Source organism: Lentzea sp. NPDC051208 (assembly GCF_040682435.1).
Classification (GTDB): Bacteria; Actinomycetota; Actinomycetes; order Mycobacteriales; family Pseudonocardiaceae; genus Lentzea; species Lentzea kristufekii.
Genome location: NZ_JBFBAW010000024.1, coordinates 99,998 through 125,309 on the forward strand (window position 1 = coordinate 99,998; position 25,312 = coordinate 125,309).

The 25,312-nt window shown below is 70.4% G+C and carries 26 protein-coding genes and 1 rRNA gene; 2 read left to right on the forward strand and 25 right to left on the reverse strand.

Annotated elements, in window-relative coordinates:
- Positions 1 to 63: 63 nt before the first annotated feature.
- The 9 genes from AB0M48_RS39585 to ald all read right to left on the reverse strand — a co-directional run bounded on the left by AB0M48_RS39585 (position 64) and on the right by ald (position 9,134).
- Complete coding sequence (locus AB0M48_RS39585; protein WP_363852584.1) at positions 64 to 2,808, reverse strand: hypothetical protein; 2,745 nt, start codon at positions 2,806 to 2,808, stop codon at positions 64 to 66.
- A 170-nt stretch (positions 2,809 to 2,978) separates the two neighbouring features.
- The gene (locus tag AB0M48_RS39590; RefSeq protein ID WP_319989230.1) at positions 2,979 to 3,713 is read right to left on the reverse strand and encodes a pseudouridine synthase; all 735 of its coding nucleotides are present in this window, start codon (positions 3,711 to 3,713) and stop codon (positions 2,979 to 2,981) included.
- Complete coding sequence (scpB, locus tag AB0M48_RS39595; protein ID WP_363852589.1) at positions 3,706 to 4,602, reverse strand: SMC-Scp complex subunit ScpB; 897 nt, start codon at positions 4,600 to 4,602, stop codon at positions 3,706 to 3,708. Before scpB ends, AB0M48_RS39590 begins: the two co-directional genes overlap by 8 nt.
- The gene (locus AB0M48_RS39600; protein WP_363852592.1) at positions 4,602 to 5,429 is read right to left on the reverse strand and encodes a segregation/condensation protein A; all 828 of its coding nucleotides are present in this window, start codon (positions 5,427 to 5,429) and stop codon (positions 4,602 to 4,604) included. The genes scpB and AB0M48_RS39600 overlap by 1 nt, the downstream gene beginning before the upstream one ends.
- Complete coding sequence (locus AB0M48_RS39605) at positions 5,426 to 5,764, reverse strand: hypothetical protein (protein WP_363852595.1); 339 nt, start codon at positions 5,762 to 5,764, stop codon at positions 5,426 to 5,428. Before AB0M48_RS39605 ends, AB0M48_RS39600 begins: the two co-directional genes overlap by 4 nt.
- Positions 5,761 to 6,639: a ParA family protein gene (locus tag AB0M48_RS39610; RefSeq protein WP_319989305.1), complete on the reverse strand. Its 879-nt coding sequence runs from the start codon at positions 6,637 to 6,639 to the stop codon at positions 5,761 to 5,763. The genes AB0M48_RS39605 and AB0M48_RS39610 overlap by 4 nt, the downstream gene beginning before the upstream one ends.
- A 186-nt stretch (positions 6,640 to 6,825) precedes the next feature.
- Complete coding sequence (locus AB0M48_RS39615; RefSeq protein ID WP_266040824.1) at positions 6,826 to 7,155, reverse strand: helix-turn-helix domain-containing protein; 330 nt, start codon at positions 7,153 to 7,155, stop codon at positions 6,826 to 6,828.
- Between the two features lie 24 nt (positions 7,156 to 7,179).
- Complete coding sequence (gene xerD, locus AB0M48_RS39620; RefSeq protein ID WP_266040850.1) at positions 7,180 to 8,064, reverse strand: site-specific tyrosine recombinase XerD; 885 nt, start codon at positions 8,062 to 8,064, stop codon at positions 7,180 to 7,182.
- On the reverse strand, positions 8,064 to 9,134 hold the full coding sequence (gene ald / locus AB0M48_RS39625; RefSeq protein WP_363852599.1) for an alanine dehydrogenase: 1,071 nt from the start codon (positions 9,132 to 9,134) through the stop codon (positions 8,064 to 8,066). The genes xerD and ald overlap by 1 nt, the downstream gene beginning before the upstream one ends.
- 52 nt (positions 9,135 to 9,186) lie before the next feature.
- On the opposite strand from ald, the gene AB0M48_RS39630 reads away from it, so the two are divergent.
- A complete protein-coding gene (locus AB0M48_RS39630; RefSeq protein ID WP_363852602.1) occupies positions 9,187 to 9,795 on the forward strand; it encodes an NINE protein in 609 nt (202 codons plus the stop codon).
- On the opposite strand, the gene AB0M48_RS39635 is transcribed toward AB0M48_RS39630, so the two are convergent.
- The 3 genes from AB0M48_RS39635 to AB0M48_RS39645 are packed head-to-tail and all read right to left on the reverse strand — an operon-like array spanning position 9,792 to position 12,496.
- Positions 9,792 to 10,187: a DUF2752 domain-containing protein gene (locus AB0M48_RS39635; RefSeq protein WP_363852605.1), complete on the reverse strand. Its 396-nt coding sequence runs from the start codon at positions 10,185 to 10,187 to the stop codon at positions 9,792 to 9,794. The genes AB0M48_RS39630 and AB0M48_RS39635 overlap by 4 nt on opposite strands.
- A 9-nt stretch (positions 10,188 to 10,196) precedes the next feature.
- Positions 10,197 to 10,814 carry an NUDIX hydrolase gene (locus AB0M48_RS39640; RefSeq protein WP_363852608.1) on the reverse strand — a complete coding sequence of 206 codons (618 nt, stop codon included), beginning with the start codon at positions 10,812 to 10,814 and terminating at the stop codon, positions 10,197 to 10,199.
- Positions 10,811 to 12,496 carry a CTP synthase gene (locus AB0M48_RS39645; RefSeq protein ID WP_363852611.1) on the reverse strand — a complete coding sequence of 562 codons (1,686 nt, stop codon included), beginning with the start codon at positions 12,494 to 12,496 and terminating at the stop codon, positions 10,811 to 10,813. Before AB0M48_RS39645 ends, AB0M48_RS39640 begins: the two co-directional genes overlap by 4 nt.
- A gap of 175 nt (positions 12,497 to 12,671) precedes the next feature.
- On the opposite strand from AB0M48_RS39645, the gene AB0M48_RS39650 reads away from it, so the two are divergent.
- On the forward strand, positions 12,672 to 13,355 hold the full coding sequence (locus AB0M48_RS39650; RefSeq protein ID WP_363852614.1) for a hypothetical protein: 684 nt from the start codon (positions 12,672 to 12,674) through the stop codon (positions 13,353 to 13,355).
- A gap of 159 nt (positions 13,356 to 13,514) precedes the next feature.
- Here AB0M48_RS39650 and AB0M48_RS39655 read toward each other — a convergent pair whose 3' ends face one another.
- The 13 genes from AB0M48_RS39655 to rrf all read right to left on the reverse strand — a co-directional run.
- On the reverse strand, positions 13,515 to 14,453 hold the full coding sequence (locus tag AB0M48_RS39655) for a copper transporter (protein ID WP_363852617.1): 939 nt from the start codon (positions 14,451 to 14,453) through the stop codon (positions 13,515 to 13,517).
- A complete protein-coding gene (gene steA, locus AB0M48_RS39660) occupies positions 14,450 to 15,634 on the reverse strand; it encodes a putative cytokinetic ring protein SteA (RefSeq protein WP_363852619.1) in 1,185 nt (394 codons plus the stop codon). Before steA ends, AB0M48_RS39655 begins: the two co-directional genes overlap by 4 nt.
- Positions 15,635 to 15,696: 62 nt before the next feature.
- Positions 15,697 to 16,137 (reverse strand): hypothetical protein, encoded by a 441-nt coding sequence (locus AB0M48_RS39665; protein WP_363852621.1) that lies wholly within the window; start codon positions 16,135 to 16,137, stop codon positions 15,697 to 15,699.
- A complete protein-coding gene (locus AB0M48_RS39670; RefSeq protein WP_319989216.1) occupies positions 16,134 to 16,565 on the reverse strand; it encodes a hypothetical protein in 432 nt (143 codons plus the stop codon). The genes AB0M48_RS39665 and AB0M48_RS39670 overlap by 4 nt, the downstream gene beginning before the upstream one ends.
- Positions 16,562 to 17,173 carry a hypothetical protein gene (locus AB0M48_RS39675; protein ID WP_363852625.1) on the reverse strand — a complete coding sequence of 204 codons (612 nt, stop codon included), beginning with the start codon at positions 17,171 to 17,173 and terminating at the stop codon, positions 16,562 to 16,564. The genes AB0M48_RS39670 and AB0M48_RS39675 overlap by 4 nt, the downstream gene beginning before the upstream one ends.
- Positions 17,166 to 17,765: a hypothetical protein gene (locus tag AB0M48_RS39680; RefSeq protein ID WP_363852628.1), complete on the reverse strand. Its 600-nt coding sequence runs from the start codon at positions 17,763 to 17,765 to the stop codon at positions 17,166 to 17,168. Before AB0M48_RS39680 ends, AB0M48_RS39675 begins: the two co-directional genes overlap by 8 nt.
- A gap of 65 nt (positions 17,766 to 17,830) precedes the next feature.
- A complete protein-coding gene (gene recN, locus AB0M48_RS39685; protein ID WP_363852631.1) occupies positions 17,831 to 19,612 on the reverse strand; it encodes a DNA repair protein RecN in 1,782 nt (593 codons plus the stop codon).
- 80 nt (positions 19,613 to 19,692) lie between these two features.
- On the reverse strand, positions 19,693 to 20,583 hold the full coding sequence (locus tag AB0M48_RS39690) for an NAD kinase (protein WP_363852634.1): 891 nt from the start codon (positions 20,581 to 20,583) through the stop codon (positions 19,693 to 19,695).
- Positions 20,580 to 21,392 (reverse strand): TlyA family RNA methyltransferase, encoded by an 813-nt coding sequence (locus tag AB0M48_RS39695; RefSeq protein WP_363852637.1) that lies wholly within the window; start codon positions 21,390 to 21,392, stop codon positions 20,580 to 20,582. Before AB0M48_RS39695 ends, AB0M48_RS39690 begins: the two co-directional genes overlap by 4 nt.
- 6 nt (positions 21,393 to 21,398) lie before the next feature.
- Positions 21,399 to 21,611 (reverse strand): hypothetical protein, encoded by a 213-nt coding sequence (locus AB0M48_RS39700; protein WP_319989210.1) that lies wholly within the window; start codon positions 21,609 to 21,611, stop codon positions 21,399 to 21,401.
- Positions 21,571 to 22,365: an HAD-IIA family hydrolase gene (locus tag AB0M48_RS39705; protein WP_363852641.1), complete on the reverse strand. Its 795-nt coding sequence runs from the start codon at positions 22,363 to 22,365 to the stop codon at positions 21,571 to 21,573. Before AB0M48_RS39705 ends, AB0M48_RS39700 begins: the two co-directional genes overlap by 41 nt.
- Positions 22,362 to 25,127, reverse strand: a complete 2,766-nt coding sequence (locus AB0M48_RS39710) for a hypothetical protein (RefSeq protein WP_363852644.1) — start codon at positions 25,125 to 25,127, stop codon at positions 22,362 to 22,364. The genes AB0M48_RS39705 and AB0M48_RS39710 overlap by 4 nt, the downstream gene beginning before the upstream one ends.
- Before the next feature lie 92 nt (positions 25,128 to 25,219).
- Positions 25,220 to 25,312, reverse strand: a 5S ribosomal RNA gene (rrf, locus tag AB0M48_RS39715); the annotation flags it as partial.

Genomic DNA, 25,312 nt, shown 5'->3' on the forward strand with positions numbered 1-25,312 from the left:
CCCCGAACCGGCGCCGGAGTGGCCGTGGGTGGCCCGCGCACGTGCCACCCACGGCTCACGCACTCAGCACACAGGCACCCTTGCCACATCAGGGAAGTAGCGCCGCCACTCGTCGTCGGTCAGCGTGACGGCCCGTTCCCGGCAGAGCCCGTTGCGGACCTTCTCCAGGTCGGTGCCCAAAGTCCAGGTGGACTGGCCGCCGTCGATGACGGCGAAGGCCTTCTCCCGCGTCCGGTACCGCAGTGCGTCCGGGCCCCGGAACGCGCCGAAGGATCCAGCGTTGACCGCCTCGCCCTCGCCGCCGACGTCCCAGATCTCGACCGCGTTCTTGCCCAGCACGGCGATCTGCCGGTCGTCGGCACCGAAGGCGAACTGCGCGGTGAAGTCCCCCGGCACCCGCGGCACCGTCACCCGCACCTGTGGTGGCTCGACCACCACGTCCCAGACGTCGATCCTGCTCGCGGACCGCAGTGCCAGCCGTCGCCCGTCATTGCTGATCGCGACCTCGACGAACTCGCCGGGGACCCGAATGGTCCTGCCCCGGCGCGGATCCCCGTCGCCGACGTCCCAGATCTGCAGCGTCTTGTTCCCGGTGCTCTCGTCCCGTTCCAGCAAGGTGAGCCTCCGGCCGTCCGGGGACACCTCGACGTGCGCCACCCGGTCCGACGGCAGCTCGAACTCCCGGGGACTCTCCGGGTCTCGCAGGTCCCAGATGGCCGCACGCGTGCCGGGACTGGCGGAGTCCTGCGGCTTCGTGGTGACCAGCCGCGTGCCGTCGCGGTTGACGTCGGCCCAGACGTCACCCCAGCCGAACGGCAGCACACCGACCCGCTTCGGGTGCGCGGGATCCGCGACGTCCCAGATGCCCGTCACGCCGGACCTCTCGAACGTGAAGACCCGCCGGTCGTCGGCGGTGAGCACGGCCCGCACGACGTCGGCGCCGATCGCCGAACCCGGTGTCCTCGCGTCGTACCTGCTCACGATCTTGGCCGGACCCGACATCCCGGTCAGGACGAACAACTCGCCGTCCGTCTGCATCGAGAGGTACCCGTGAGGGAGTGCGGCTCCGGACGACATGGTCCGCGCCTGCCTGGCGGCGTCGGCGTTGAGCACCGCGTCGCGGGTCGCCTGGCCGGGCGTCACCGCGTACGCGGCGAGAGCGAGGCGTGCGGCCTGCAGCGGATCAGCCGGGATCAGCCGCATGACCTCCGTCGCGGCCCGGCCGGCCAGCGCGTCGTTGCGCTGCTGCGTCGCCTCCCCTGCCTTGGTGGCGGCGAACACCGCCGTGCCGGCCAGCAGCAGCACCAGGACCGACAGGACGCTGATGACCGCGCGGGCCCGGCGGGTGCGGCGGCGGCCGGCGGCCTGGCTCGCGGCGAGAAAGGCGCGTTCGGGTTCGGTCAGGTCGGTGGTGTCGAGGTCGGCCGTCTGAGCCAGCCGCGCGCCCTTGTAGAGGAGGTCGCGATCGCCGTCCCACCCGGCGGCGGCCTCGGTGAGCCGGTGGTGGACGCGCAGCTTCTCGCGGTCCTCGGCGATCCAGTCGCGCAGCCTCGGCCAGGAGCGGATCAACGCCTCGTGCGTGAGTTCGGCGTGCTGTTCGGTCAGCGTCACCAGACGCGCGTTGGCGAGCCGGTCGAGGACCTCGGCGTCGAGGTCCTCGCGGTTCGCGCGGCGCTTGGTGTCCTCGGTGCCCTCGCCGAGCGCGATCAGGCGCAGGAACGTGCGACGGGCGGTCTGCTGCTGCTCTTCCGTGAGCTGCTCGTACACGGCCTCGGCGGTGCGGGCGATGGCGTGCTCGACGCCGCCCGCCTCCTCGTAGCCGACGAGCGACAGGGTCATGCCGCGGCGGCGGTGCCAGGTCTCCACCAGCGCGTGCTGGACGAGCGGCAGGGCGGCCGCCTGGCCCGCGACGTCCGCGACCAGGCGGGTGACCAGGGCGGACTCGACGGTGGCGCCGACGTGCCGGGCCGGTTCGACGATGGCCCGGCGCAGTTCGTCGGTGGTCAGCGGGCCGACGAGGAACTGGGCGCCTTCGAGCGCCTCGACCAGTTCGGGGTGGCGGCCGATGTGACCGTAGAAGTCGGCGCGGACGCCGATGACCACGTGCGGTGCCGCGACGAGGGCCTGGACGAACCAGTCGCGTTGCTCGGGACTCGCCAGCGTGAAGACCTCCTCGAACTGGTCGATGACCAGGACGAGGTTCTCGTCGTGCTGCCTGATGAGCAGGCCCAGTGCCGCGGGATCGGTGAGCTCGCTGTGCAGGACCACCGCGGAGTGCCCGGTGAGCTGGGCGAGCCGGACGGCGCACTCGTCGAGCGGCTGCACGCCGGGGGTGAAGATCAACGCCTGGTCGAGCCGCGGCAGCAGGCCCGCGCGCAGCAGTGACGACTTGCCCGAGCCACTGGCGCCGAAGACACCGACGAACGGACGCGTTGCCGTGAGTTCGAGGAGCTTCGCGGTGAGTTTCTCGCGGCCGTGGAAACGCTCGGCGTCTTCCTTCTGGAAAGCCTTGAGACCCACGTACGGGGCCTCAGCCGTGGGCTGCGGCGGAGCGGCGATGTCGCGCCAGCGCTGTTCCCACTCCTGCACGTCGCCACCGCAGGCCTTCACGTAGGCGAGCGTGACCGCGAGGCTCGGGAGTTTCCTGCCCCCGGCGGCGTCGGACAGCGTCGCCGCCGAGTAATGCGCGCGTGAGGCGAGTGCGCGATAGGACGGTGTGCCCGCCTTGTCGCGGAGTTTCCTCAGATCGGCCGCGAACTGGCCGAGCTCGGTGTCCGCGCTCTCCAGCGGGCGTTCGGTGCGTGGCATGTCGATCTCCCCCTGAGATCGATTGTCCACACCCTGTTGTTCAATCCGCACTTCCGACCCCTTACAACGTCGTCGCCGTAGCGTTCTCGTCGCAAGGTGAATGGGGATTCACCGCAGGTCGTCCCTCCGGCGTTCGGGGGCCGGAGGGACGAGCGGGGTTCAGATTCTGATCAGAGACCGACGAGCTTGTAAAGCCCGCCGACCTCCTGGCGGTTCAGCACCCGCATGGAACCGGGACGCTGGTTGCCGAGCGACACGTCACCGACCGCGACGCGGACCAGCGACTGCACCGGGTACCCGGCGGTCTCCATGAGGCGGCGGACGATGTGCTTGCGACCCTCGTGCAGCACGATCTCGACCAGCGCCTTGCCGGGCACGGCGCTGATGAGCTTGAAGGAGTCGACCTTGGCCGGTCCGTCCTCCAGCTCGATGCCCGCCTTGAGCTTCTTGTTGAGACCCTTCTCGACCGGGCCGGGGACCTCGGCGAGATAGGTCTTCTTGACGTTGTAGCTCGGGTGCATCAGCCGGTGCGCGAGCTCGCCGTCGTTCGTGAGGAGCAGCAGCCCCTCGGTCTCGGCGTCGAGGCGCCCGACGTGGAACAGCCGCTCCTTGCGGTTGCGCACCAGGTCGCCCACGCACGGCCGGCCCAGGTCGTCCTCCATCGTGGAGAGCATCCCGAACGGCTTGTTCAGGGCGATCGTGACGACGTCCTCGCGGATCTGCACCCGCAGTCCGTCGACGTGCACGACCGCGGTCTCGGGGTCGATCCGCCGACCCTGCTCGCGCACGACCTGGCCGTCGACCTGCACCCGCCCCTGCTCGATCAGCTCTTCGGAAGCGCGGCGCGAGGCGATCCCCGCTTGCGCGAGCACCTTCTGCAGGCGCACGCCCTCGTTCTCAGACATCGTCGATCGCATCCACTTCGGGCAGCAGCGGGGCGATTGGCGGCAAGTCGGCAAGTGACGACAGCCCCAACCGCTCCAGGAACAGTTCGGTCGTGCGGTACAGGATCCCACCCGTGTCGCTGTCGGTGCCCGTCTCCTCGATGAGCCCCCGTGCGACCAGGGTCCGGATCACACCGTCCACGTTGACGCCCCGGACCGCCGCGATCCGCGCCCTCGTCACGGGCTGCCGGTAGGCGATCACCGCAAGCGTCTCCAGAGCCGCGCGGGTGAGTTTCGCGCGCTGGCCGTCGAGCAACAGCTTCTCCACGAACGGAGCGAACCGGTCTCGCGTGTAGAACCGCCAGCCGTCCCCCGCCCTGCGCAGGTCGATGCCGCTGCCGGACTCGGTGTACCGGGTGGAGAGTCTACGGAGTGCCTGCTTGATCCGCTTCACCGGCTGCTCGAGAGCACTGCTGAGGGCGTCTTCGCCGATCGGGCTGTCGACCACCAGGAGGACGGACTCCAGTGCCGCCTCGAAGGTGGCGTCGTCGGTGAGGTCGGGCAGGCCGCTGTCCTCGATCGCCTCTTCCGGGGCCGCGGCGAGGAGTTGTGCTTCGAGGGTGGCGGCATCCTCGGTGTCGGCCGGGTCGGGCTCCTGGACCTGGGGCTCCTCCAGCACGACAGCGGCGGGGGCGGCGTCGTCGAGCGCGGCGTCGGGCTCGGCTTCCGGTCCGGACCGGGTGTCGCCCGGCTCGGCCTCGGCCTCGGCGGAGGGCGTGGGCACCTCCAGCTCGGCAGCGGCGGGAGCGGCGTCGTCCAGTGCGGCGTCAGGCTCGGGCCCGGCACCGTCGAACGCCGGCCCCGGCTTCTCGATCTCCGCCGCGTCCGGCCCCACCAGTGGCTCGCTCATCAGCCGTAGTCCTCATCCTCGTCGCCGGCGTGCACCTGCGCCTGCGCGTCCTCCAACGTCCCGCCGACCCACGTCACCTGCAGCGGACCGAGCGGGTCCTCCTGCTCGAAGGCCAGCGACTTCTCGCGGTACAGCTCCAGCAGTGCCAGGAACCGCGCCACGACCTCCATGGTCTCGGTGCACTCGGCGACGATCTCCGAGAACGACGCGGTGCCCTTCTCGATCAGCATCGCCCGCAGGACGTCCGCGGTCTCGCGGATCGACACGCGGTGCTGGTGGATGTGCGCGACGGACAGGGTCCGCTTCTGCTTCGGGCGGAAGGCCGAGGCCGCGATCAGGGCGAACTTGTCGGGGGTGACGCCGAGCATCACCTCGGGCAGCAGGCCCTCGAAGCGCGGTTCCAGTGCCACCGAGCGCGGGTAGCGCCGGTACGCGCCCTGCTCCAGCTCGGCGAACAGGGCCGCGACCTGCTTGTAGGCGCGGTACTGCAGCAGCCGGGCGAACAGGAGGTCGCGTGCCTCCAGCAACGCCAGGTCGTCCTCGTCCTCGACGTCACCGGTGGGCAGCAGCCGGGCGGCCTTCAGGTCCAGCAGGGTCGCCGCGATGACCAGGAACTCGGTGGTCTCGTCGAGGTCCCACTTCTCGCCCATGCCGCGGAGGTGCGCGATGAAGTCGTCGGTGACCGTGTGCAGCGCCACCTCGGTCACGTCGAGCGTGTGCTGGGAGATCAGCTGCAGCAGCAGGTCGAACGGGCCTTCGAAGTTCGTGAGCCGAACCTTGAACTTGCCGTCGTCAACCGGGGTCTCAGCAGGGGCTTGCTCTGTCACTGCTCGCGCAACCTGCGTACCAGCAACGACGCGTCACCGTGCGTTTCGAGGTCGTCCAGCACGATGGCGATCGCCTCACGCACCACGCGGCCGCGGTCGACGCCCAGCGAGTGCGAGCCGCGCAGCACGAGCCGCGCCTGTTCGAGGGCGAGCAGTTCCTCGTCGGACACGTAGACCGTGATCTTCGTGGTGTGCTTGGTGCGGCCGGAACCTCGGCGTTGCTGCGGAGCGTCCTCGGACGAGGAGACCTCGGTGGAGGAGACCTCGGTGGAGGGCGCGGCAGCGGTCAGCCTGAACAGTTCCGCGGCCCCCGGTAGCGTCGGGCGGCGGTTCACCGGGCGATCACCTCGCGTGCCAGCGCGCGGTAGGCGTTGGCGCCGGACGAGCGCGGTGCCCAGCGCGTGATCGGCTCACCGGCGACCGTGGTCTCCGGGAAGCGCACGGTGCGGTTGATGACCGCGTCGAACACGATCTCGCCGAACGCCTCCACGACGCGGGCCATGACCTCGCGCGAGTGCAGCGTGCGCGGGTCGTACATCGTGGCGAGGATGCCGGTGATGTCGAGCTTGGGGTTCAAGCGTTCCTTGACCTTCTCGATGGTGTCGATGAGCAGCGCCACCCCGCGCAGCGAGAAGAACTCGCACTCCAGCGGGATCAGCACACCGTCCGCGGCCGCGAGGGCGTTCACCGTGAGCAGGCCGAGCGAGGGCTGGCAGTCGACCAGGACGTAGTCGTAGTGGTCGATGACGGGACGAAGGGTGCGCACGAGCGTGTGCTCGCGGCCCACCTCCGACACGAGCTGGATCTCTGCGGCCGAGAGGTCGATGTTGCTCGGCAGCAGGTCCATCCCGTCGATCATGGTCTTGCGGATGACGTCGGGAACGGCGGTGTCGTTCTCCATGATGACGTTGTAGATCGTGGTTTCCAGCTGGTGCGGGTGCACGCCGAGACCCACCGAGAGCGCGCCCTGGGGGTCGAAGTCGACGAGCAGCACCCGTCTGTCGTGCTCGGCCAGCGCGGCGCCCAGGTTGATGGTCGTCGTCGTCTTGCCGACGCCGCCCTTCTGGTTGCAGATGGCCAGGATCTTCGCCGGGCCGTGGTGCAGCAGCGGCGGCGGATCCGGGATGCTGCGGCGCGTGCGGCCTGTCGGACCGATCCCGTCGACCTGCTCGTGAGCGACGTCGTCCACCGGCGCGGCGTGCGGGGCCATGTTCAGATCGGCACGGGGCGCGAAAGCGTGCTCCGGTGTCGACATGGCTGGCGTTCCCTCACTGGTCGTAGTCGTCTCTCGGGGCGCAGCCTAGGCCGCACCCGTGCGAGCGGCAACGCGCCTCGCCGGGACCGGAGGGGGCGGGAACCACGTTTCGGGGGTCGGCAGGTCACAGTCGAGACTGAGTTAGACGGAGACATCCGTCCGTGTTCGCCTGTCTGCGGCGGACAGGACCACGTCCAGCAGGCCCGGGAACAGAAGATCCAGGTCATCGCGACGCAGTGACACCCAGCGCTGGTTGCCCCGGCAGCGTGTTCGGGTGATGCCCGCTTCGCGCAGCACGCGCAGGTGCTGGGAGAGGGTCGACTTCGCCACGTCCACCTCGAAGGCCCCGCACAGCCTCTCGCCGCTCGACTGGATCTGGCGCACGACCGCGAGCCTCGTCGGGTCACTCAGCGCGTGCAGCACAGCGGCTAGATCGATGGCCTGCGGGGACGGCTCGTCCAAGTTCGGCACCTGCCCACCGTACCCGTGGAAGCCTCATGTTCCAGTGGCCCGAGGGTGTGCAGTTGCGTAGACCTCCCTCAAAGTCGTAACGGTTACCAGTGTGTACACCTGAGTGGTCGTAACGGATGCGTGCCCGAGGAGCTCCTGCACCACCCGAACGTCAGCACCCCCTTCGAGCAGATGGGTGGCGAACGAATGCCGCAACGTGTGAGGGGACACCACCGAGGTGATCCCCGCCTGTTCCGCCGCGGTCTTCAGAACGGTCCACGCGCTCTGCCGGGAAAGCCTTCCGCCACGCGCGTTCAAGAACAACGCGGGCGTGCCACGTCCTTTGGCCGCCAACTCGGGACGTGCTCGAACCAGGTAGGCGTCGACCGCCGCCAACGCCGGCCGCCCGACCGGAACCAGCCGTTGTTTCCCGCCCTTGCCGTCGAGCAGGACCGTCCGCTCGGAAGCGTCGATGTCGTCGACGTCCAGCCCGACGACCTCGGAGATGCGCGCTCCCGTCGAGTACAGCAGCTCCAGCAGCGCTTTGTCCCTGAGGTTTCCCACAGTGTCCAAGAGGGTGAGAACCTCATTGATCGGTAAAGCTTTCGGCAGCCTCTTCGGCGGCGACGGCGGGTGCACGGCCCGTGCGGCGTCATGTGGCACAACGCCTTCGCGGTGCGCGAAGCGGTGCAACCCGCGCACGGCGACCAACGTCCGTGCGGCAGACGACGCCGCGAGCCCGCTTTCGCGCAGCACAGCCAGGAACTCACTCACCTGCAGTTCCGTCACCGCGGCCAAGTCCGTGACACCTATGGACTCCAGGTGTTCGGTGTAGCGGCGCAGGTCGCGGGTGTAGGAGTCGAGCGTGTTGCGGGCGGTGCCACGTTCCACGGCGAGGTGGTCGAGATAGGTCGCCACCAGATCGGCGATCACTCCAGCCCTTCCAACACGATCTCCCCAGCACGCGCGTTGACACCCTTGGCGAGCGCCGGATCATCCGCGACAGCACGATCAAAACCCTTGTCCGCCAACGCGATGACGTACGGCAGCGTCACGTTCGTGAGCGCGTACGTCGACGTGTTCGGCACGGCACCGGGCATGTTCGCGACGCAGTAGAACACGGAGTCGTGCACGCGGTACGTCGGCGCGTCGTGCGTGGTCGGCCGCGAGTCCTCGAAACACCCGCCCTGATCGACCGCGATGTCGACGAGCACGCTGCCGGGCCGCATCCGCGACACCAGGTCGTTGCTGACGAGCTTCGGCGCCTTCGCACCCGGCACCAGCACCGCGCCGACCACCAGATCGGCCCACTGGCAGGCCTTCTCGACCTCGTAGACGTTCGAGACGATCGTCTGCAGGTGCCCGCGGTAGGTGAAGTCGATCTGCCGCAACCGGTTGACGTTCTTGTCCAGCACGACCACCTCGGCCTGCATGCCCACGGCCATCGTCGCCGCGTTCATCCCCGCCACGCCCGCGCCGATCACCGCGACCTTGCCCGCCGCCACTCCGGGCGCCCCGCCGAGCAACACACCGCGCCCGCCTTGGGCCCGTTCCAAGCAGTGCGCGCCGACCTGGGCGGCCATCCGCCCGGCGATCTCGCTCATCGGCGCCAGCAACGGCAACGACCCGTCGGGCAGCTGCACGGTCTCGTAGGCGATGGCCGTGATGCCGGAGGCCGCGATCGCCGCGGTGCACGCCGGCGAGGCCGCGAGGTGCAGGTAGGTGAACAGCACCTGGTCGCGGCGCATGCGGTGGTACTCGGGCTCGATCGGTTCCTTGACCTTGAGAACCAGGTCCGCGGACCCCCACACCTCGTCGGCCGACGAGGCGATCCGCGCGCCCGCCGCCACGTACTCGTGGTCGGGGAACGACGAACCCGCACCGGCGTCGTGCTCGACGACGACCTCGTGCCCGCGGCTCACCAGCTCGACCACTCCGGCGGGTGTGATCGCGACGCGGTACTCGTGGTTCTTGATCTCCTTTGGGACACCGACCAGCATCGTCGCAGCGTATTCCCGATATCGATCTGCTGCATCGGATACCGTGCGAGCCGTGTCAGAAGCATTCGGGCCTGAGCGGCAACGCATCGGCAACCAGCAGCGCGAAGAGGCGATCACCGCGCTCAACGACCACTTCGCGATGGCGCGGCTCGACATCGGTGAGTACCAGGAACGCGTGAACCGCGCGTCCGCCGCGCAGAGCTACGCCGAGCTCGCGGAGCTGTTCCGCGACCTGCCGCAGCCCCACCCGCCGTTCCTCGCGCCGCCGTCGGTGCCGTTCGCCGTGCCCCCGGCCGCGCCCGGCTACCCGCCCCAGCCGACCCAGCCGTACTACCCGCCGCCCACGGGCCCGCAGCCGCAGTACGCGGTCCCGCCGCCCCCGCCCGGCATGCTCCCGCCCGGCTACGGCGCCCCCGGCGCCCCGTACGGCTACGACGCGATGACCGGCGTGCCGCTGTCGGACAAGTCGAAGGTCGTCGCCGGCTTGCTGCAGCTGTTCCTGGGCAACCTGGGCATCGGCCGCTTCTACACCGGTCACACCGGCATCGCCGTCGCCCAGCTGCTGACCTGCGGTGGCTGCGGCATCTGGTCGCTGATCGACGGAATCATCATCCTGGTCAACGGCGGCACGGACGCGGAGGGCCGCAAGCTCAGGGACTAGATCCCTGCGAGATTTCTACCCACGGCCCACAGGGCGGTAACGACGAGAACGGCGACACCGACCGATTTCGGCACGGATCGCCGTTCGCCGTTCCACCGGTCGCGCGTCCAGCGCGCGAACAGCCACACGGCCAGAGGCACGCCCAACGCGAGCAACACGGCGTTGAAGTGGAACGCGCTGACGACATCCCCGTGCAGCAACGCGTGCACCATGCGCGTGGCACCACACGCAGGGCAGTTCAGCCCGGTCAGCCAGTTGATCGGGCACTTCGGCAGCAGGTTGCCCGGCTCGTTCGGATCGACGAACAGCAGCAGCACCGCGCCCGCGCCACCCAGTGCGAGAACGCCGAAGGGTGCCTTCATCCGTGCGAAGGCACCCTTCAACGTCTGCATGAGTCCAACCTACTTCTTGCGCGCGGCGAACCGGGTCGGCTTGTCGCGGAACGGTGCGTCGGCCGGACGCGGCTCCGCCCGGCCGTCCAGCACCTCGCGCGCCGCGAGCAGCCCGGCGACCGTCGACGAGTTCACGATCTCGCCCGAGAGCACCATCCGGACGGCCTCGTCGAGAGGGAAGCGGTGGATCTCCAGATCCGCCTCCTCCTCGCCCTGCACCTCACGGTCCACTTCGGACAGTTCGCGCGCCAGGAACACCCGCACGACCTCGTCGGTGAACCCGGGAGACGCGGCCGTGTCGACCAGCGCGTCCCAGCGCGCCGCGTCGAGCCCGACCTCCTCGGCCAGCTCCCGGCGCGCGCCGATGACCGGCTCCTCGCCGTCGTGGTCGAGCAGCCCGGCCGGCAGCTCCCAGAGGTGCCGGCCCAGCGCGTGCCGGTACTGGTGGATCAGCACGACCTCACCGGCGTCGTCGACGGCCACGACCGCGACGGCGCCCATGTGCTCGACGATCTCGCGCTTGGCCGTGCCGCCACCGGGCATCTCGACCTCGTCGACCCGCAGCGCGACGACCTTCCCGACGTGCACGTCCTCGCTGGACACCGTCCGGAAGTCGTGCCGGGTCACTTGGTGGCCCCCGCGGTCAGGGGGAGGCGGTCGGCCACCCGGTAGTCGATCGCGGCCTTCACGAACGCCGCGAACAGCGGGTGCGGCTTCGTGGGACGCGACTTGAGCTCCGGGTGCGCCTGCGTGCCCGCGTAGAACGGGTGCACGTCCGCCGGCAGCTCGACGAACTCGACCAGGCGGCCGTCGGGCGACGTGCCCGAGAAGACCAGACCGGCGTCGGCGAGCTTGCCCCGGTACGCGTTGTTGACCTCGTAGCGGTGGCGGTGCCGCTCGGACACCTCGGTCGTGCCGTACGCCTGGGCGACGACCGACCCCGGGGTGAGCTTCGCGACGTACGCGCCGAGGCGCATCGTGCCGCCCATGTCGCGCTGACCTGCCACGACGTCCTGCTGGTCGGCCATCGTGGAGATGACCGGCGTGCCGCCCTCTTCGAACTCGCTGGAGTTCGCGTCCTCGATGCCCGCGAGGTTCCGCGCGGCCTCGATCACCATGCACTGCAGGCCGAGGCACAGGCCCAGCGTCGGCACACCGCGCGTGCGGGTGTACTTCAGCGCGCCGAGCTTGCCCTCGATGCCGCGCACGCCGAACCCGCCGGGGATCAGCACCGCGTCCATGCCGGACAACGCCCGCGCCGCGCCCTCGGGCGTCTGGCACTCGTCCGACGGCACCCACTTGATCTCGACCTTGGCGTGGTGCGCGAAACCGCCCGCGCGCAGCGCCTCGGTGACCGAGAGGTACGCGTCCGGCAGGTCGACGTACTTGCCGACGAGCGCGATCTTCACCGTCTCGGACGGGTTGTGCACACGCTCCAGCAGGTCGCCCCACACCGTCCAGTCGACGTCGCGGAACGGCAGGTCGAGGCGGCGCACGACGTAGGCGTCGAGGCCCTCGGCGTGCAGGACCTTCGGGATGTCGTAGATCGACCGGGCGTCCACGGCCGCGACGACGGCGTCGGTGTCGACGTCGCACATCAGGCCGATCTTGCGCTTCAGCGCGTCCGGGATCTCCCTGTCCGCACGGCACACGATCGCGTCGGGCTGGATGCCGATGTTGCGCAGCGCCGCAACGGAGTGCTGCGTCGGCTTGGTCTTCAGCTCGCCGCTCGGCGCCAGGTACGGCACGAGGCTGACGTGCAGGAAGAAGACGTTGTCGCGGCCGACGTCGTGACGCACCTGGCGGCACGCCTCCAGGAACGGCAGCGACTCGATGTCGCCGACCGTGCCGCCGACCTCGGTGATGACCACGTCCGGCGTGACGCCGTCGGCGTCCGGCTCGGCCATCGCCCGGATGCGGCGCTTGATCTCGTCGGTGATGTGCGGGATGACCTGGACCGTGTCGCCCAGGTACTCACCACGCCGCTCCTTGGCGATGACCTCGGAGTACACCTGACCGGTGGTGACGTTGGCGTCGCCGCTCAGGTCACGCGCGAGGAACCGCTCGTAGTGGCCGATGTCGAGGTCCGTCTCCGCGCCGTCGTCGGTCACGAAGACCTCGCCGTGCTGGAACGGGTTCATCGTGCCGGGGTCCACGTTCAGGTACGGGTCGAGCTTCTGCATCGTCACCCGAAGGCCGCGCGAGGTGAGCAACTGGCCGAGGCTGGAGGCGGTGAGCCCCTTGCCCAGGGAGGACGCGACGCCTCCCGTGACGAAGACGTGCTTGGTCGTACGTGCCTGCTGCACCAACGGGGCTCCCGTGAAAATCGTGGGGGCCGAATCCCCCTATCCACGGGCCATAACGCTAACATGCCGCCGGTCACTCAGCGCACCACGACCCGGCAGATCACATCACCCGATCGGCGCAGTGAGGGGTTTTGCCGAACCTCCCACGGCACAGGCCGGCATCAGGAAAAGTTGTCACGTGACCTTCGACGTGGCAGGGGAAGCCGCAAAAGCCGTGCGCGAACGCTCCGGGGCGTGGCGTTTCATCGAGGGTTTCGCGGCCGCGTGGGCCGAGCCGATCGAACCGCAGGACGGCTGGAACCGGGCCGATCTCGCCGCCGCCGAGGAACAGCTGCTCGTCCGGCTGCCCGAGGCGGTGAAGGAGGCGCTGTCGCTGTTCGGCAAGCGCCCCGACCTGACCAGCAACCAGGACCGCCTGCTGACGCCGTCCGAACTGCGCGTGGACGACGAGGTCCTCGTGTTCCGCGCCGAGAACCAGTGGGTCGCGGCCTGGGGAACGACGCTGGACGGCGACGACCCCGAGGTGATGATCAAGCTCGACCTCGTGGACAGGACCGAGGAGCGCTGGGACACGTGGCTGCCCCGTTTTTCGCTGGCGTGCGTGGAGATGGTGCTGTCCGAGTCGCTGTTCCGCGACGGGGCCGGAACAGCGGACAGGGAGACGTCCGAGGCGGACGTCTCCCTGCTCGAGGACCACTTCGCGCTGCTGCCGCTGCACAGTCCCGGCACCCGCTGGTTCGTCGCGGACGACCTGGTCGTCCGCGAGGACGACCGCCAGTGGCTGTGGGCCCGCGCCCGCACGCCGGACGCCCTGGACCAGCTGCTGAAGGTCCTGCCCGGCGAGTGGAACACCGACTACTAGTGATGTGGCCCGGAATGTTGCCGGGGGAATTCGCGGTCAGACGGGTGCGTCGTGGTGCCGCCCCCGCGCCCTCATACTGGATGTATGGGGGTGCGGGGGCGGTGCCGCGAGGCGCCCTGCTGAGCGTGGATTACCTCGCCAACGTTCCGGGTCGCGCCACTAGCTCGCCGTGCCCGGCGAGGACGCCTCCGCGTTGCCCGCGACGCCGTAACGGCCGGAGCGGCCCTCCAGCTGTTCGCTCAACGCCATCACCACGACGACCTGGCCCGCCGGGGTGTCGGAGTTGTCCACCGTGGACAGGATCGACGTCGCGGCGGTGTCCGCGCGGACCACGCCGATCGCACCCGTGCCGTTCGCCGAACCGTTCGCGCCCGCCAGCACGACACCCGCGCCGCCCCGGTCGAGCTGGGTGGCGAAGCGCGCGACGGTCGAGGCGCGGTCCGCGGCCGAGTCGCCGAGCGCGGCGCCCCCGGTCAGCACGATCGCGAGCTGCGCCGGCTTCACCCCCGAGGTCGCCTTCACGAACCCGGCGTTGGTCAGCCCGGCGAGCGCGGACGCCATCTCCTCAGGCGTGGCCTGCGGCTGGTTGCTGGACGAGTTGAGCAGCAGCAACGCCCCGAACAGGCCACCGGCGCGCGTGCCGGGGTCCGCGGCCGTGGGCAGCTGCGAGCCGGCGGGCTGCAGCCGTGCCACGAGGTCGCGCAGCTGGTCCCCGCGGGACGGGTCGGTGAACGCGTCGGTCAGCTGGATCTCGCCGGTGACGGTGGCGCTGGCGGACTTGAGCAACCCGGTCAGCGCGTCCCGGTCGGACGGGCGCGCGTCCGCCGTCGTCACGATGACGACCGTGCGGTCGGTGAGCCGGTCCTTGACCGCGAGCGGGCCGACGGACGAGGCGAACTCGTCCGCCTCGGTCAGCTTGGCGTGCAACGCGTTGCGGTCGTTCTGGAGGTCGTTGACCTGCTGTGCCAACGAGTTCTTCTCGTCGCTCAGCCCCGACAGCAGCCGCCCGCTGATCGCGGTCGACCCGAGCACGACACCGACCGCCAGCGCGAGGAACACCGCGGTGATCGAAACTATGTGGTAGCGCAGCGTGATCACGAGAAGAACCCCTTGATCCAGTTGACGACGGATTGCCAGCCGTCGACCACGATGTCGACGTAGACGTGACCGACACCGGAGACCGCGAGGGCCGCCGCCATGGCGGCGATCGCCGCGGTCACCAGCAGGACGATCACGCCCAGCGAGACCCGGCTGCGGTGCAGGATCGCGACGGCCTCCCCGTCGACGAGCTTGCTGCCGAGCTTCAGCCGGGTGAGGAACGTGGAGGGGTTGGAGCCGGAGTGCCCGCGGTCGAGGAACTCGCGCAGCGTCGCGCGCAGCCCCACCGTGACCACCAGGGACGCCCCGTGCGCCTCGGCGAGCAGCAACGCGAGGTCCTCGGCGTTGCCCGACGCGGGGAACGTCACCGCGCCGATGCCGAGGTCCTGGATCCGCTGCAGGCCGGGTGCGTGGCCGTCGGTCTGCGCGGGCACGACGACCTCGGTGGCCGCGCGCAACGACGCGGTGCCGATGCCGTCGGGGTCGCCGACGATGATGTCCGGCTTGAGCCCGGCGTCGTGCAGCGTGTCCGCGCCCGTGTCGACGCCGATCAGCACCGGCCGGTACTCGCGGATGTACTTGCGGAGCTTGCGCAGCTCCTCGGCGTGCGACGGCCCACCGGCGACGACGAGCACCTGCCGGTCGCGCATCGGCACGTACACCTCGGGCACGCCGACGCCGTCGAGAACGAGCGCGCGTTCCCGGCGCAGGAACTCGATGGTGTTCGCGGAGAACGCTTCGAGTTGCGCCGACATGCCGGCCTTCGCCTCGATCATCGCGTCGGCGATGCTTTCGGCGTTCTGCTCGATCCCCTTGGCGAGCTCGCGTTCCCCGGCGTACACGACACCTTCGTGCAGCCGGATCTTAGTGCCTTCTTTGATCTCCCGCAGCGCGACGGCGCCGACGTTGTCGATCAGCGGAATACCGGCCTCTATCAGCAGTTCCGGGCCGAGGTTGGGAAACCGCCCGGAAATGGACGGTGACGCGTTCACGACGCCGACGACCTCGGCCGCGACGAGCGCTTCGACGGTCCGCCGATCGAGGTCGACCAGGTCCATCACCGCGACGTCACCGGCACTGACGCGCCGAACCAGGTCGCTCGCGCGCCGATCAACCCGCGCGACGCCCGTGACTCCGGGAAGTTCGTGGTTGGTGCGGCTCAGCAGCCCGGAAAGCTTCATGGGCCGATAGTGACTCACGGTGCCCACGCGACAGGTGAGGCACGCCGGGCAATTCCGGCTGGTCAGTCGTCGGGGTGAACTACTACGGCACCAAACGCGAGAACCACTGCGCTTATGAGCACCCAAATACCGATGCCGAACCCGGCTTCCAGCGCAGGATCGATGGCGACGTTGCCCTCCTTGTGGAAGCTGATCGCGTTCAGCAAATACACGAACAACATTCCGGTGACGCCCGCGAGCGCGGCCGCTCCGGCGAAGCCGGCCTTTCGCCACCGCGTCCCGGCCAGCACGGCGGCGGCCGCCACCACGATCGGGATCGCGAACAACGGCCCGTGCTCGTCTGTGGTGCCACCGAACCGCGTGCTCCACCCCGTGGTGACGTACGCGGTTTGCGGCTGCCCGGGAGCCAGCCTGATCAGCAGTTCCGAGAACGGCAGGAACGTGGCCGCGACCGCGGCCGCGGCGGCGAGTCCGAACAGGACGACGCCCACGATCTTCCTCATGCCGCCTCCCGTTGCACCGCAACGGCTCCGGCCAGCGCGACCAGCGTCCCCACCGCGAGGAACACCAGCCCGAACCCGACCGCGAAGTCGCCCTGCTGCTCGACCGCGTGCCCGCGCTCCGACACCACGAGCGCTCCGATCACACCCACGGCGCCGAGCTGCCCGGCCGCTCCCGCGAGCGCCGCCCGGCTGATCCAGACCCCGGCGACGAGCAGCACGGCGGTGACCACGACGGGCACCCCGTACCAGGGCGAGAGCTCTCCCGCGGGCCAGTCGCCGGGCTTGTTGAGGATCTCCGTCCCCCACGCCCGGACCACGACCTCGACCCCGCCGGCGTAGGCGGTCGAGTACCACGGCAACACCATCGCCGTGGCGGTCAGCACCACTCCCGCCGCGATCAACGCGATCGCCGTAGGTCTGCCGATCACGGAGTCTCCCGCTGCTCGTCGTCGTGCGGAATGGCGAGGCCGAAGGGCGGCGTGTCGTCATCGCCGTCGAGCTGGTGCACGACCACTCCCTTCTCCTCGTCGTCGTCCTGCGCCACCGGTCCGGGACTGCGCCGCTGGGCGAGCGCCGCACCCACGAGTCCGACGACGGCCGCGACCACCAACAGGTAGAAGCCACCGTGGTAGCGCAGCTCGTCCCTGCTGGAACCGGACTGCGGCTGCGCGTAGATGAGACTCCGCAGTTCCCAGACCTGGACCACGTAGAGGAGCACGACCCCGGCCAGCAGCCCGGCCCCGCCCATCGCCAGCGGCCGCCCCACGAACGCGGTCCGCTCGCGCACCCCGAACGCCACGGCGACGGCCATCACGATCGCCGACACCACCACGGGCCACCCGGCGGCGAAGAGAGCCGACTGACCGGCGGGCCCGTCCTGCGGGTCCGACTCGGTGGCCCACAGGGTCCAGGTGACGGTGAGATCGGCCCCGAACCCCTTGTAGACCGTGCTGAAGACCTCCTCGAGCGACGCGACCACCGACAGCAGGGCGCCCAGTGCCAGCAGCACCCATGCGATCTTGCGACGCTCAATCACTCTTCGGCTCCACGACCACCGGATATCCGTACGGCGGCGTGTCGGTGTCGTCCGCGTCGTCGTCGAGCTGGTGGACGACCACCCCGTCACCGCCGGGCTCCACCTGGTCCGCCCGAGGCAACTCCTGGTGCAGCACGGCCGCCACCACACCCACCCCCGCGGCCACGATCAGCAGGGTGACCCCGTCGCCCTGCTCCACCTCGATCGGCACGCGCGCGTTGAACTCACCCATCATCTTCAGCAAGCCCTGGATCCGGGAGACGGCGGCCCACGCCACCCCGGCCAGCAGCCCGGCCCCGAGCAGCGACCCGACCCGCAGTGCCGGAACCCGGAACGCCAGCACGGCCGCCAGCGCCATGACGAGCGCGGCCCCCACCGCGGGCTCACCGAGCTCGAAGGGTTCGAGCGGCAGCAGCTCGCGGAAGTCGCCCCGCTCGACCGCCCAGAAGGTGGCCTCGTAGCGCAACTCCCGGCCGCCGAGCACGATCTGCACGGAGTACGCGGACAGGAACGTGGCCGCCACGGCCAGTCCGGCCGCGACGACCACCAGCACCGCACCGAGCACCCGGCGCGTGGTCACAGTTCCTGTCACGCCTCCATCATGCCGAACCCGGCCGGGAACAGCGGAAGGAGCAGCGACCGGAACGGCCGCGCCGGTCAGGCCTTCTTCTTCTTGCGCCGGACCACGGGAGCGGCGGACTTGTCCGCCTTGGCCGCGGCCAGCAGCTCCTCGGCGTGGGCCCGGCCGGTGTCGGTCGAGTCCATGCCCGCCAGCATCCGGGCGAGTTCGACGACCCGCTGCGTCTCGTCCAGCTTCCGCACCGCGGACCGCGTGAACGTCCCGTCGGCGGACTTGTCCACGACCAGATGCCGGTCGGCGAACGCCGCCACCTGCGGCAGGTGCGTCACGACGATCACCTGGTGCGACCGGGCAAGTCGAGCCAACCGGCGGCCGACCTCGACCGCGGCCCGCCCGCCCACACCGGCGTCGACCTCGTCGAACACCAGCGTCGGCACCGGGTCCGAGTGCGACAGCACCACTTCCAGCGCCAGCATCACGCGGGAGAGCTCACCACCGGAGGCGCCCTTGTGCACCGGCAGGGCGGGTGCCCCGGGGTGCGAGATCAACCGCAGCTCGACGTCGTCCACGCCGGACGCCCCGGCGTGCAGGATCGAGCGTCCGACGGTCAACGCCTGGGCATCACCGGTCTCGGCGTGCCGCGGCCGGACGGCCAGTTCGACCGAGGCGTGCGGCATGGCGAGCCCGTCGAGCTCCTCGGTGACGGCCTTGCCCAGCTCCAGGGCGGCCTCGACCCGGGCGGCCGTCACCCTGGCGGCGAGCGTCGCCAGTTCGGCGGCCAGCTCGTCGCGGCGGGCGGCCAGGCCGGTCAACGCCTCTTCGGAGGTGTCCAGCCCGCCCAGCCTGGTGCGCGCGTCCTCGGCCCAGGCGATCACGCCGTCGACGTCGGCGGCGTACTTGCGGGTCAGCGCCTTGAGCTCGGCCTGCCGCTGCAGCACGCTCTCGAGCCGGCCGGGGTCGGCCTCCAGGTGGTCCAGGTAGCCGGAGATCTCGGCACCGACGTCGGCCAGCAACGTCGCCGCCTCGACCAGCCGCGGCTCCATCTCCCGCAGCTTCGGGTCCTCCGACGACGCCAGCCTGCGCGCGGCCTCGGAGATCAGCCCGAGCGCACCGGGGTTGTCCGGGTCGCCCTCCAGCGATCCGGACACCGCGAACTGCGCGCCCTGGGCCGCCTCGCGGAGCTGGTCGGCGTCGGCGAGCCGCCGCGCCTCGTCGTGGAGTTCGGCGTCCTCGCCCAGCTTCGGGGCGACGGCGTCGATCTCGGTCAGGCCGTGCCGCAGCAGGTCGGCCTCGCGGGCCAGTTCGCGGGAGCGCTCGGTGCGTTCCTTCAACTCCGCCGAGACGCGCAGCCACTCTTCGCGAACGGCCTGGTAGGCGCGCAGCGGTGAGCTGACGTCGTCGCCGGCGAAGCGGTCCAGCACACCGCGCTGCTCGGTCGGCCGCATGAGCCGCAACTGGTCGTTCTGCCCGTGGACGGCGATGAGCTGCTCGGCCAGTTCGGACAGGACGCCGACCGGCACGGAGCGGCCACCGACGTGGGCGCGCGAGCGGCCGTCGGCACCGACGGTGCGGATCGCGATCAGCGACCCGTCCTCATCGGCTTCGCCGCCGACCTCCTCCGCCACCTTCGCGGCAGGGCTGCCCGCCGGAGCCTGGAAGCGGCCTTCGACCACCGCTTTGTCAGCCCCGGTGCGCACCCGCGAAGCCTCTGCCCGGCCACCGCCGAGCAGGTGCAACCCGGTCACGACCATGGTCTTGCCCGCGCCCGTCTCACCCGTCACAACGGTGAACCCGGGGTCTAGTTCAAGGGTGGCCTCGTCGATCACGCCAAGGCCATTGATGCGCATCTCGGCCAGCACAGGGCGAACCTTACTTGTCGAGTCCGACATTTCCTCGCGGGCACCATAACGGGCAAGTGCCGACGCACCGAGCGGCGCGATCAGCCTGCCGATGGCCCCCGCCATCCCTTCACCGGCAGGTCGAACTTCTCGACCAGCCGATCCGTGAACGGTGCCTGGCGCAGCCGCACGACCTTGAGCGGCACCTCGCCCTCCACGATCTCGATCCGCGCACCCGCGGGCAGCTCGAACGTGCGCCGCCCGTCCGCGGACAGCGCCGCCGGGTGCCCGGTGGCCTCGATCTCGAACGCCACGTGCGACTTCGGCGAGACGACCAGCGGCCGGGCGAACAGCGCGTGCGCGTTGCTCGGCACCACCAGGATCGCCTGCACGTCCGGCCACACGACAGGGCCACCCGCGGAGAACGCGTACGCCGTGGAGCCCGTAGGCGTCGCGCACAGCACTCCGTCGCAGCCGAACGCCGACACCGGGCGTCCGTCGACCTCGACGACGACCTCGAGGATGCGTTCGCGGATCAGCTTCTCGACGCTGATCTCGTTGAGCGCCCAGGTCTTCACGACGACCTCGCCGGCGACCGTCGCCACGAGGTCGAGCGTCATGCGCTCTTCCACGAAGTAGTCGCGATCGAGCACGTGGCCGACGGCCTCGTGCAACGCGTCCGAGTCGGCCTCCGCGAGGAACCCGACGCGGCCCAGGTTGACGCCCAGCACCGGCACCCGCGCCGGGCGGGCGAGTTCGGCGCCGCGCAGCAGCGTGCCGTCACCGCCCAGCACCAGCACCAGCTCGGTGCCCTCGGCGGCGTGGTCGTCGGCGGGCACGACCTTGGTGCAGCACGACGGGCCGAGGTCACGCGCCTCGTCGTCGAGCACCCTCGTCGTGACGCCCCCGACCGCGAGCCGGCCGGCCACCTGACGGGCGAGATCGATGTTGCTCTGGTGACCGGTGTGGACGACCAGCAGGACTTCCCTCATTGGGGCCCTTCTTCGACGGCGGTGCGCACCATCCGCGCAACAGCGTCCGATCCACCGGGGAGCGGATCCGCTTTGCGCAGCCAGAGGAAGTACTCGACGTTGCCGGACGGGCCGGGCAGCGGGCTCGCGACGACCCCGTGCACGGCCAGACCCAGTCCGGTCGCCGCCCTGGTCACGTCGAGCACGGCTTCGACCCGGAGTTCGGGGGCGCGCACGACGCCACCGGAGCCGAGGCGCTCCTTGCCCACCTCGAACTGCGGCTTGACCATGGGCAGCAGGTCGCCTTCCTCGTCGAGGCACGCGGCCAGTGCGGGAAGCACAAGCCTCAACGAGATAAACGAAAGATCGGCCACCACGAGTTCAACATTGCCCCCGATGTCCTCGGGTGTGAGGGTGCGGACGTTGGTCTTGTCCTTCACCACGACCCGGTCGTCGGTCTGCAGCTTCCAGTCGAGCAGGCCCCGGCCGACGTCGGCCGCGACGACCTGCCGTGCCCCTTTGCGCAGCAACACGTCGGTGAAACCGCCAGTGGACGCGCCGGCATCGAGACAACGCTTGCCGGTGGGGTCGATCTCGAAGCGTTCGAGCGCACCGATGAGCTTGTGCGCGCCACGTGATGCCCAGTTCGGGTCGTTGCCGATGTCCTTGACGACGACCGCGTCGGAGGTCTCCACGGCGGTCGCGGGCTTCGTCGCGACGGTGCCGCGGACCTTCACGCGACCGTCCGCGACGAGTTGGCTGGCGTGCTCACGGGACCTGGCGAGCCCCCTGCGCACGAGTTCGGCGTCGAGCCGCACCCTGCGAGGCACTGTGCATCACACCTTGTCGATGCTCGACAGTGCGTCGGTGAGCGTCGCGTGCACGGCGTCGAACCGGGCGACGTGCTCGTCGAGGGGGACGTTCTCCAGCCCGTCGAGCCTCTCCAGCGCGCCTTCGATGGCGTCAGCCGGGTTGGGCGGCGGTCCGGGCAGGGGGTAGCTCACGGTCTTACGGTAGCCGATGGAGTACCGACAGGTCCGCGCCGACATACGTGGGCCTTTGCTCATCCGGAAGCGCTTGCGCCTCTTGTTCGGTGGAAACACCCGTGAGGACGAGCAGGGAGTCCATCCCGGCGTTCACGGCGCCCAGGATGTCGGTGTCGAGGCGGTCGCCGATCACCAGCGGGCGGTTCGCGCCCAGGTCCTTCGCCGCCTGCTGCAGCAGCGGGGTGGCGGGCTTGCCGGCGACGAGCGGTTCCTGGTCGGTCGCGGTCTTCAGCGCCGCGACGAGGCTGCCGTTGCCGGGCAGCAGACCGCGTTCGGTGGGCAGGGTGGCGTCGACGTTGCACGCCACCCACAGCGCGCCGGCGCGGATGGCGACCGCGGCCTCGGCCAGCTGACGCCAGCCGAGGTCCATGGACAGCCCTTGCAGGACCGCCACCGCGCCTTCGGCGGTGTCGGTCGGGATGAGTCCGCGCTTGAGCACTTCGGCCTCCAGGGCCTTGGTGCCGAGCACGAGCACAGTGGATCGCTTCGGCAGGCGTTCGGCCAGCATGGCCGCGCCCGCCTGCGAGGAGGTGCTCACCTCGTCGACGTTCGTCTCGAACCCGAGCTCGACGAGGTGATCAGCGACCATCTGCGGTGAGCGGGAGGCGTTGTTGGTGACGTACCGGATCCCGACACCCTTGCTTCTGGCCGCCGCGATTGCTTCGGCGGCACCGGGCACGGCCTCGGATCCTCGGTAGACGGTGCCGTCGAGATCGATCAGCAACGCGTCGTACCTGTCGACCAACGTCTCGCTCACTGCTCCGGGGTCTCCTCCTGGGTCAGCTCGAACGCGCGCTCGGCGGCGTCCGTCTCCCCCTCGTCGTCAGCCTCGGCGGCGTTGAGGAACCACTTGACGGCTTCCTCGATACGACCGGCCGCGGCCAGGTTGTCGGCGTAAGCGTAGAAGAGCCGCGCGGAGTAGGGATTGCGCTGCCCCGGATCGAGGTCGGGCCCCTGCAGCGCCACGACGGCGGCGTCGAGCTGGCCCATGTCACGACGAGCGCCGGCCGCGACGATCCGCAGCTCGATCTCGTCCTCCTGGCTGAGGTCCTTGACCGCCGGGTCCTTGGCGAGGTCGATGGCCCGCTCCGGCCGGCCCAGGGCCCGCTCGCAGTCCGCCATGATCGCCAGGTGGCCCGGGCCGGTCATCATCCGGCGGGCGGCCCGCAGCTCGCTGAGAGCCTCGGCCCACTCGTCCGCGAAGTACGCCGTCAGACCGGCCGCCTCGCGCACGACACCGACACGGGCAGCCTTGCTCCGCGCGTACCGCGCGTGCTCCAGCGCCAGCTCGGGGTCCTCGTCGATGAGCAGCCCGGCCGCGGCCAGGTGCTTGCCGATGATCTCCGCGAGGCCCTTGGGCAGGCTGCGCAGCTCGAGCTTGATCTCCGGGTCGAGCAGCGACAGGTCGGCCTCGTCCGGCAGCGGCGGCCGTCCGCCACGGGGCGCGGGCGCCTCGTCGCGCGGCTCGTCGCCGTCGGCCTCGGTGCTGACCTCAGGACTGACCTCGGCCGCGACGACGTCACCCTCGGCGGGGGACTCGTCAGCCTCGGTCTTCGCCACCTCGGCCGCGTCGCCTTCAACGGCGACCTCGGTCTCGGCTTCGGCCTCGGTCTTGGCCTCGGTCTCGGTCTTGGCCTCGGTCTCGGTCTTGGCCTCGGTCTCGGTCTTGGCCTCGGTCTCGGCGGCCGTCTCACGGCCGGCCGCGGCACGAGTGGCCGCGGCACCGTCGCCCAGGCGGTAACCGGCGCGCTCGGCGGCCGGCGTCACCTCAGCGGCGACCGGCGCGTCCTGGCCGGTGGCCTTGACGTCGCTGCCGTCCTGACCGGTGGTCTCCTGGTCGGTCTGACGCTCCTGGAACCGCGCCGCACGCTCACGGCTGCGCTCGTCCTTGCGACGGTCGTCGCGCGGCGGGCCGGAACGCTCGTCCTTGCGGTTGCTCGAGTCGTCCCTGCGGTAACCGCCGCGGTCACCCGAGTCGCTCTTGCGGAAGCCACCGCGGTCGCTCGAACGGTCGCTCGAACCGCGGTAGCCACCACGGTCACCCGACTCGTCCTTGCGGTACGCGGGACGGTCACTGGAACCGCGGTAACCACCGCGATCGCCCGAGTCGTCCTTGCGGTAGCCGCCACGGTCGCTCGAACCCTGGCCGCGGGAGCCGCCACGATCGCCCGACTCGCTCTTGCGGAAGCCGCCACGGTCGCTGGAACCCTGGCCGCCGCGGTAGCCACCGCGATCGCCGGAGTCGTCCTTGCGGTACGCGGGACGGTCACTCGAACCGCGGTAGCTACCACGGTCGCCGGACTCGCTCTTGCGGTAGCCGCCACGATCACCCGAGTCGTCCTTGCGGAACCCGCCGCGGTCGTTCGAACGGTCGCTGGAGCCCCGGTACCCACCGCGGTCGCCGGAGTCGTCCTTGCGGTACCCGGGACGGTCACTCGAACCGCGGTAACCACCACGGTCGCTCGACTCGCTCTTGCGGAAGCCGCCACGATCGCTCGACTCGCTCTTGCGGAAGCCGCCACGGTCGCTGGAACCCTGGCCGCCGCGGTAACCACCACGGTCACCCGAGTCATCCTTGCGGAAACCGGGACGGTCACTGGAGCCCCGGTAGCCACCGCGGTCGCCGGAGTCGCTCTTGCGGAACCCGCCGCGGTCGCTCGAGCCGCTGCGCTCACCGGAGCGGAAGCCGCCACGATCGCCGGACTCGCTCTTGCGGTAACCGCCACGGTCACCGGAGTCGTCCTTGCGGAAGCCGGGACGGTCGCTGGAACCGCGGTAACCACCACGGTCGCTCGACTCGCTCCTGCGGAACCCGCCACGGTCGCTCGAGCCGCTGCGCTCACCAGAGCGGAAGCCGCCACGGTCACCGGACTCGCTCTTGCGGTAACCGCCGCGATCGCCCGAGTCGTCCTTGCGGAAGCCGGGACGGTCACTGGAACCGCGGTAACCACCACGGTCGCCGGAGTCGTCCTTGCGGAAGCCGGGACGGTCACTGGAGCCCCGGTAACCACCACGGTCGCTCGACTCGCTCTTGCGGAACCCGCCACGGTCGCTGGAACCCTGGCCGCCGCGGTAACCACCGCGATCGCCTGAATCGTCCTTGCGGTACGCGGGACGGTCGCTGCGGAAACCGCTGCGCTCACCGGAACCCTGACCGCGATAGCCGCCTCGGTCACCCGAGTCGCTCTTGCGGTAACCGCCACGGTCGCTGGAGCCGGCGGAGCTGCCGCGGTCGCTCGAACGGTCGCCGCGGTAACCACCGCGGTCGCCGGAGTCGTCCTTGCGGTAGCTGCCGCGGTCGCTGGACCCCTGACCGCGGTAACCACCGCGGTCGCTGGAGCCGGCGCGGTTGTCTCGACGGTCACCGCTGGTGGAGCGGTCGCCGGAGCCTTCACCGCGCTGGGGGTTGTTGTTGCTGCTGAACTTGCGATCGCCTGATGGACGGCCACCGTCGGAATGGCGCGGTCGGTCTCCCTGGCCACGCTGACGGTCGCCGGGACGATCCCCGAACCTTGACACCAAATCCTCCTACTATGGACACGCTGAAAGGGGCCTGTGAGCGAAGCACTGTAGTTGTGCCCCGCGATCACAAGCCCCTTCAGGGAAGTAAAGTTCGGCGGCGACCTACTCTCCCACACCGTAACCAGTGCAGTACCATCGGCGCAGAAGGGCTTAACTACCGGGTTCGGAATGGGACCGGGTGT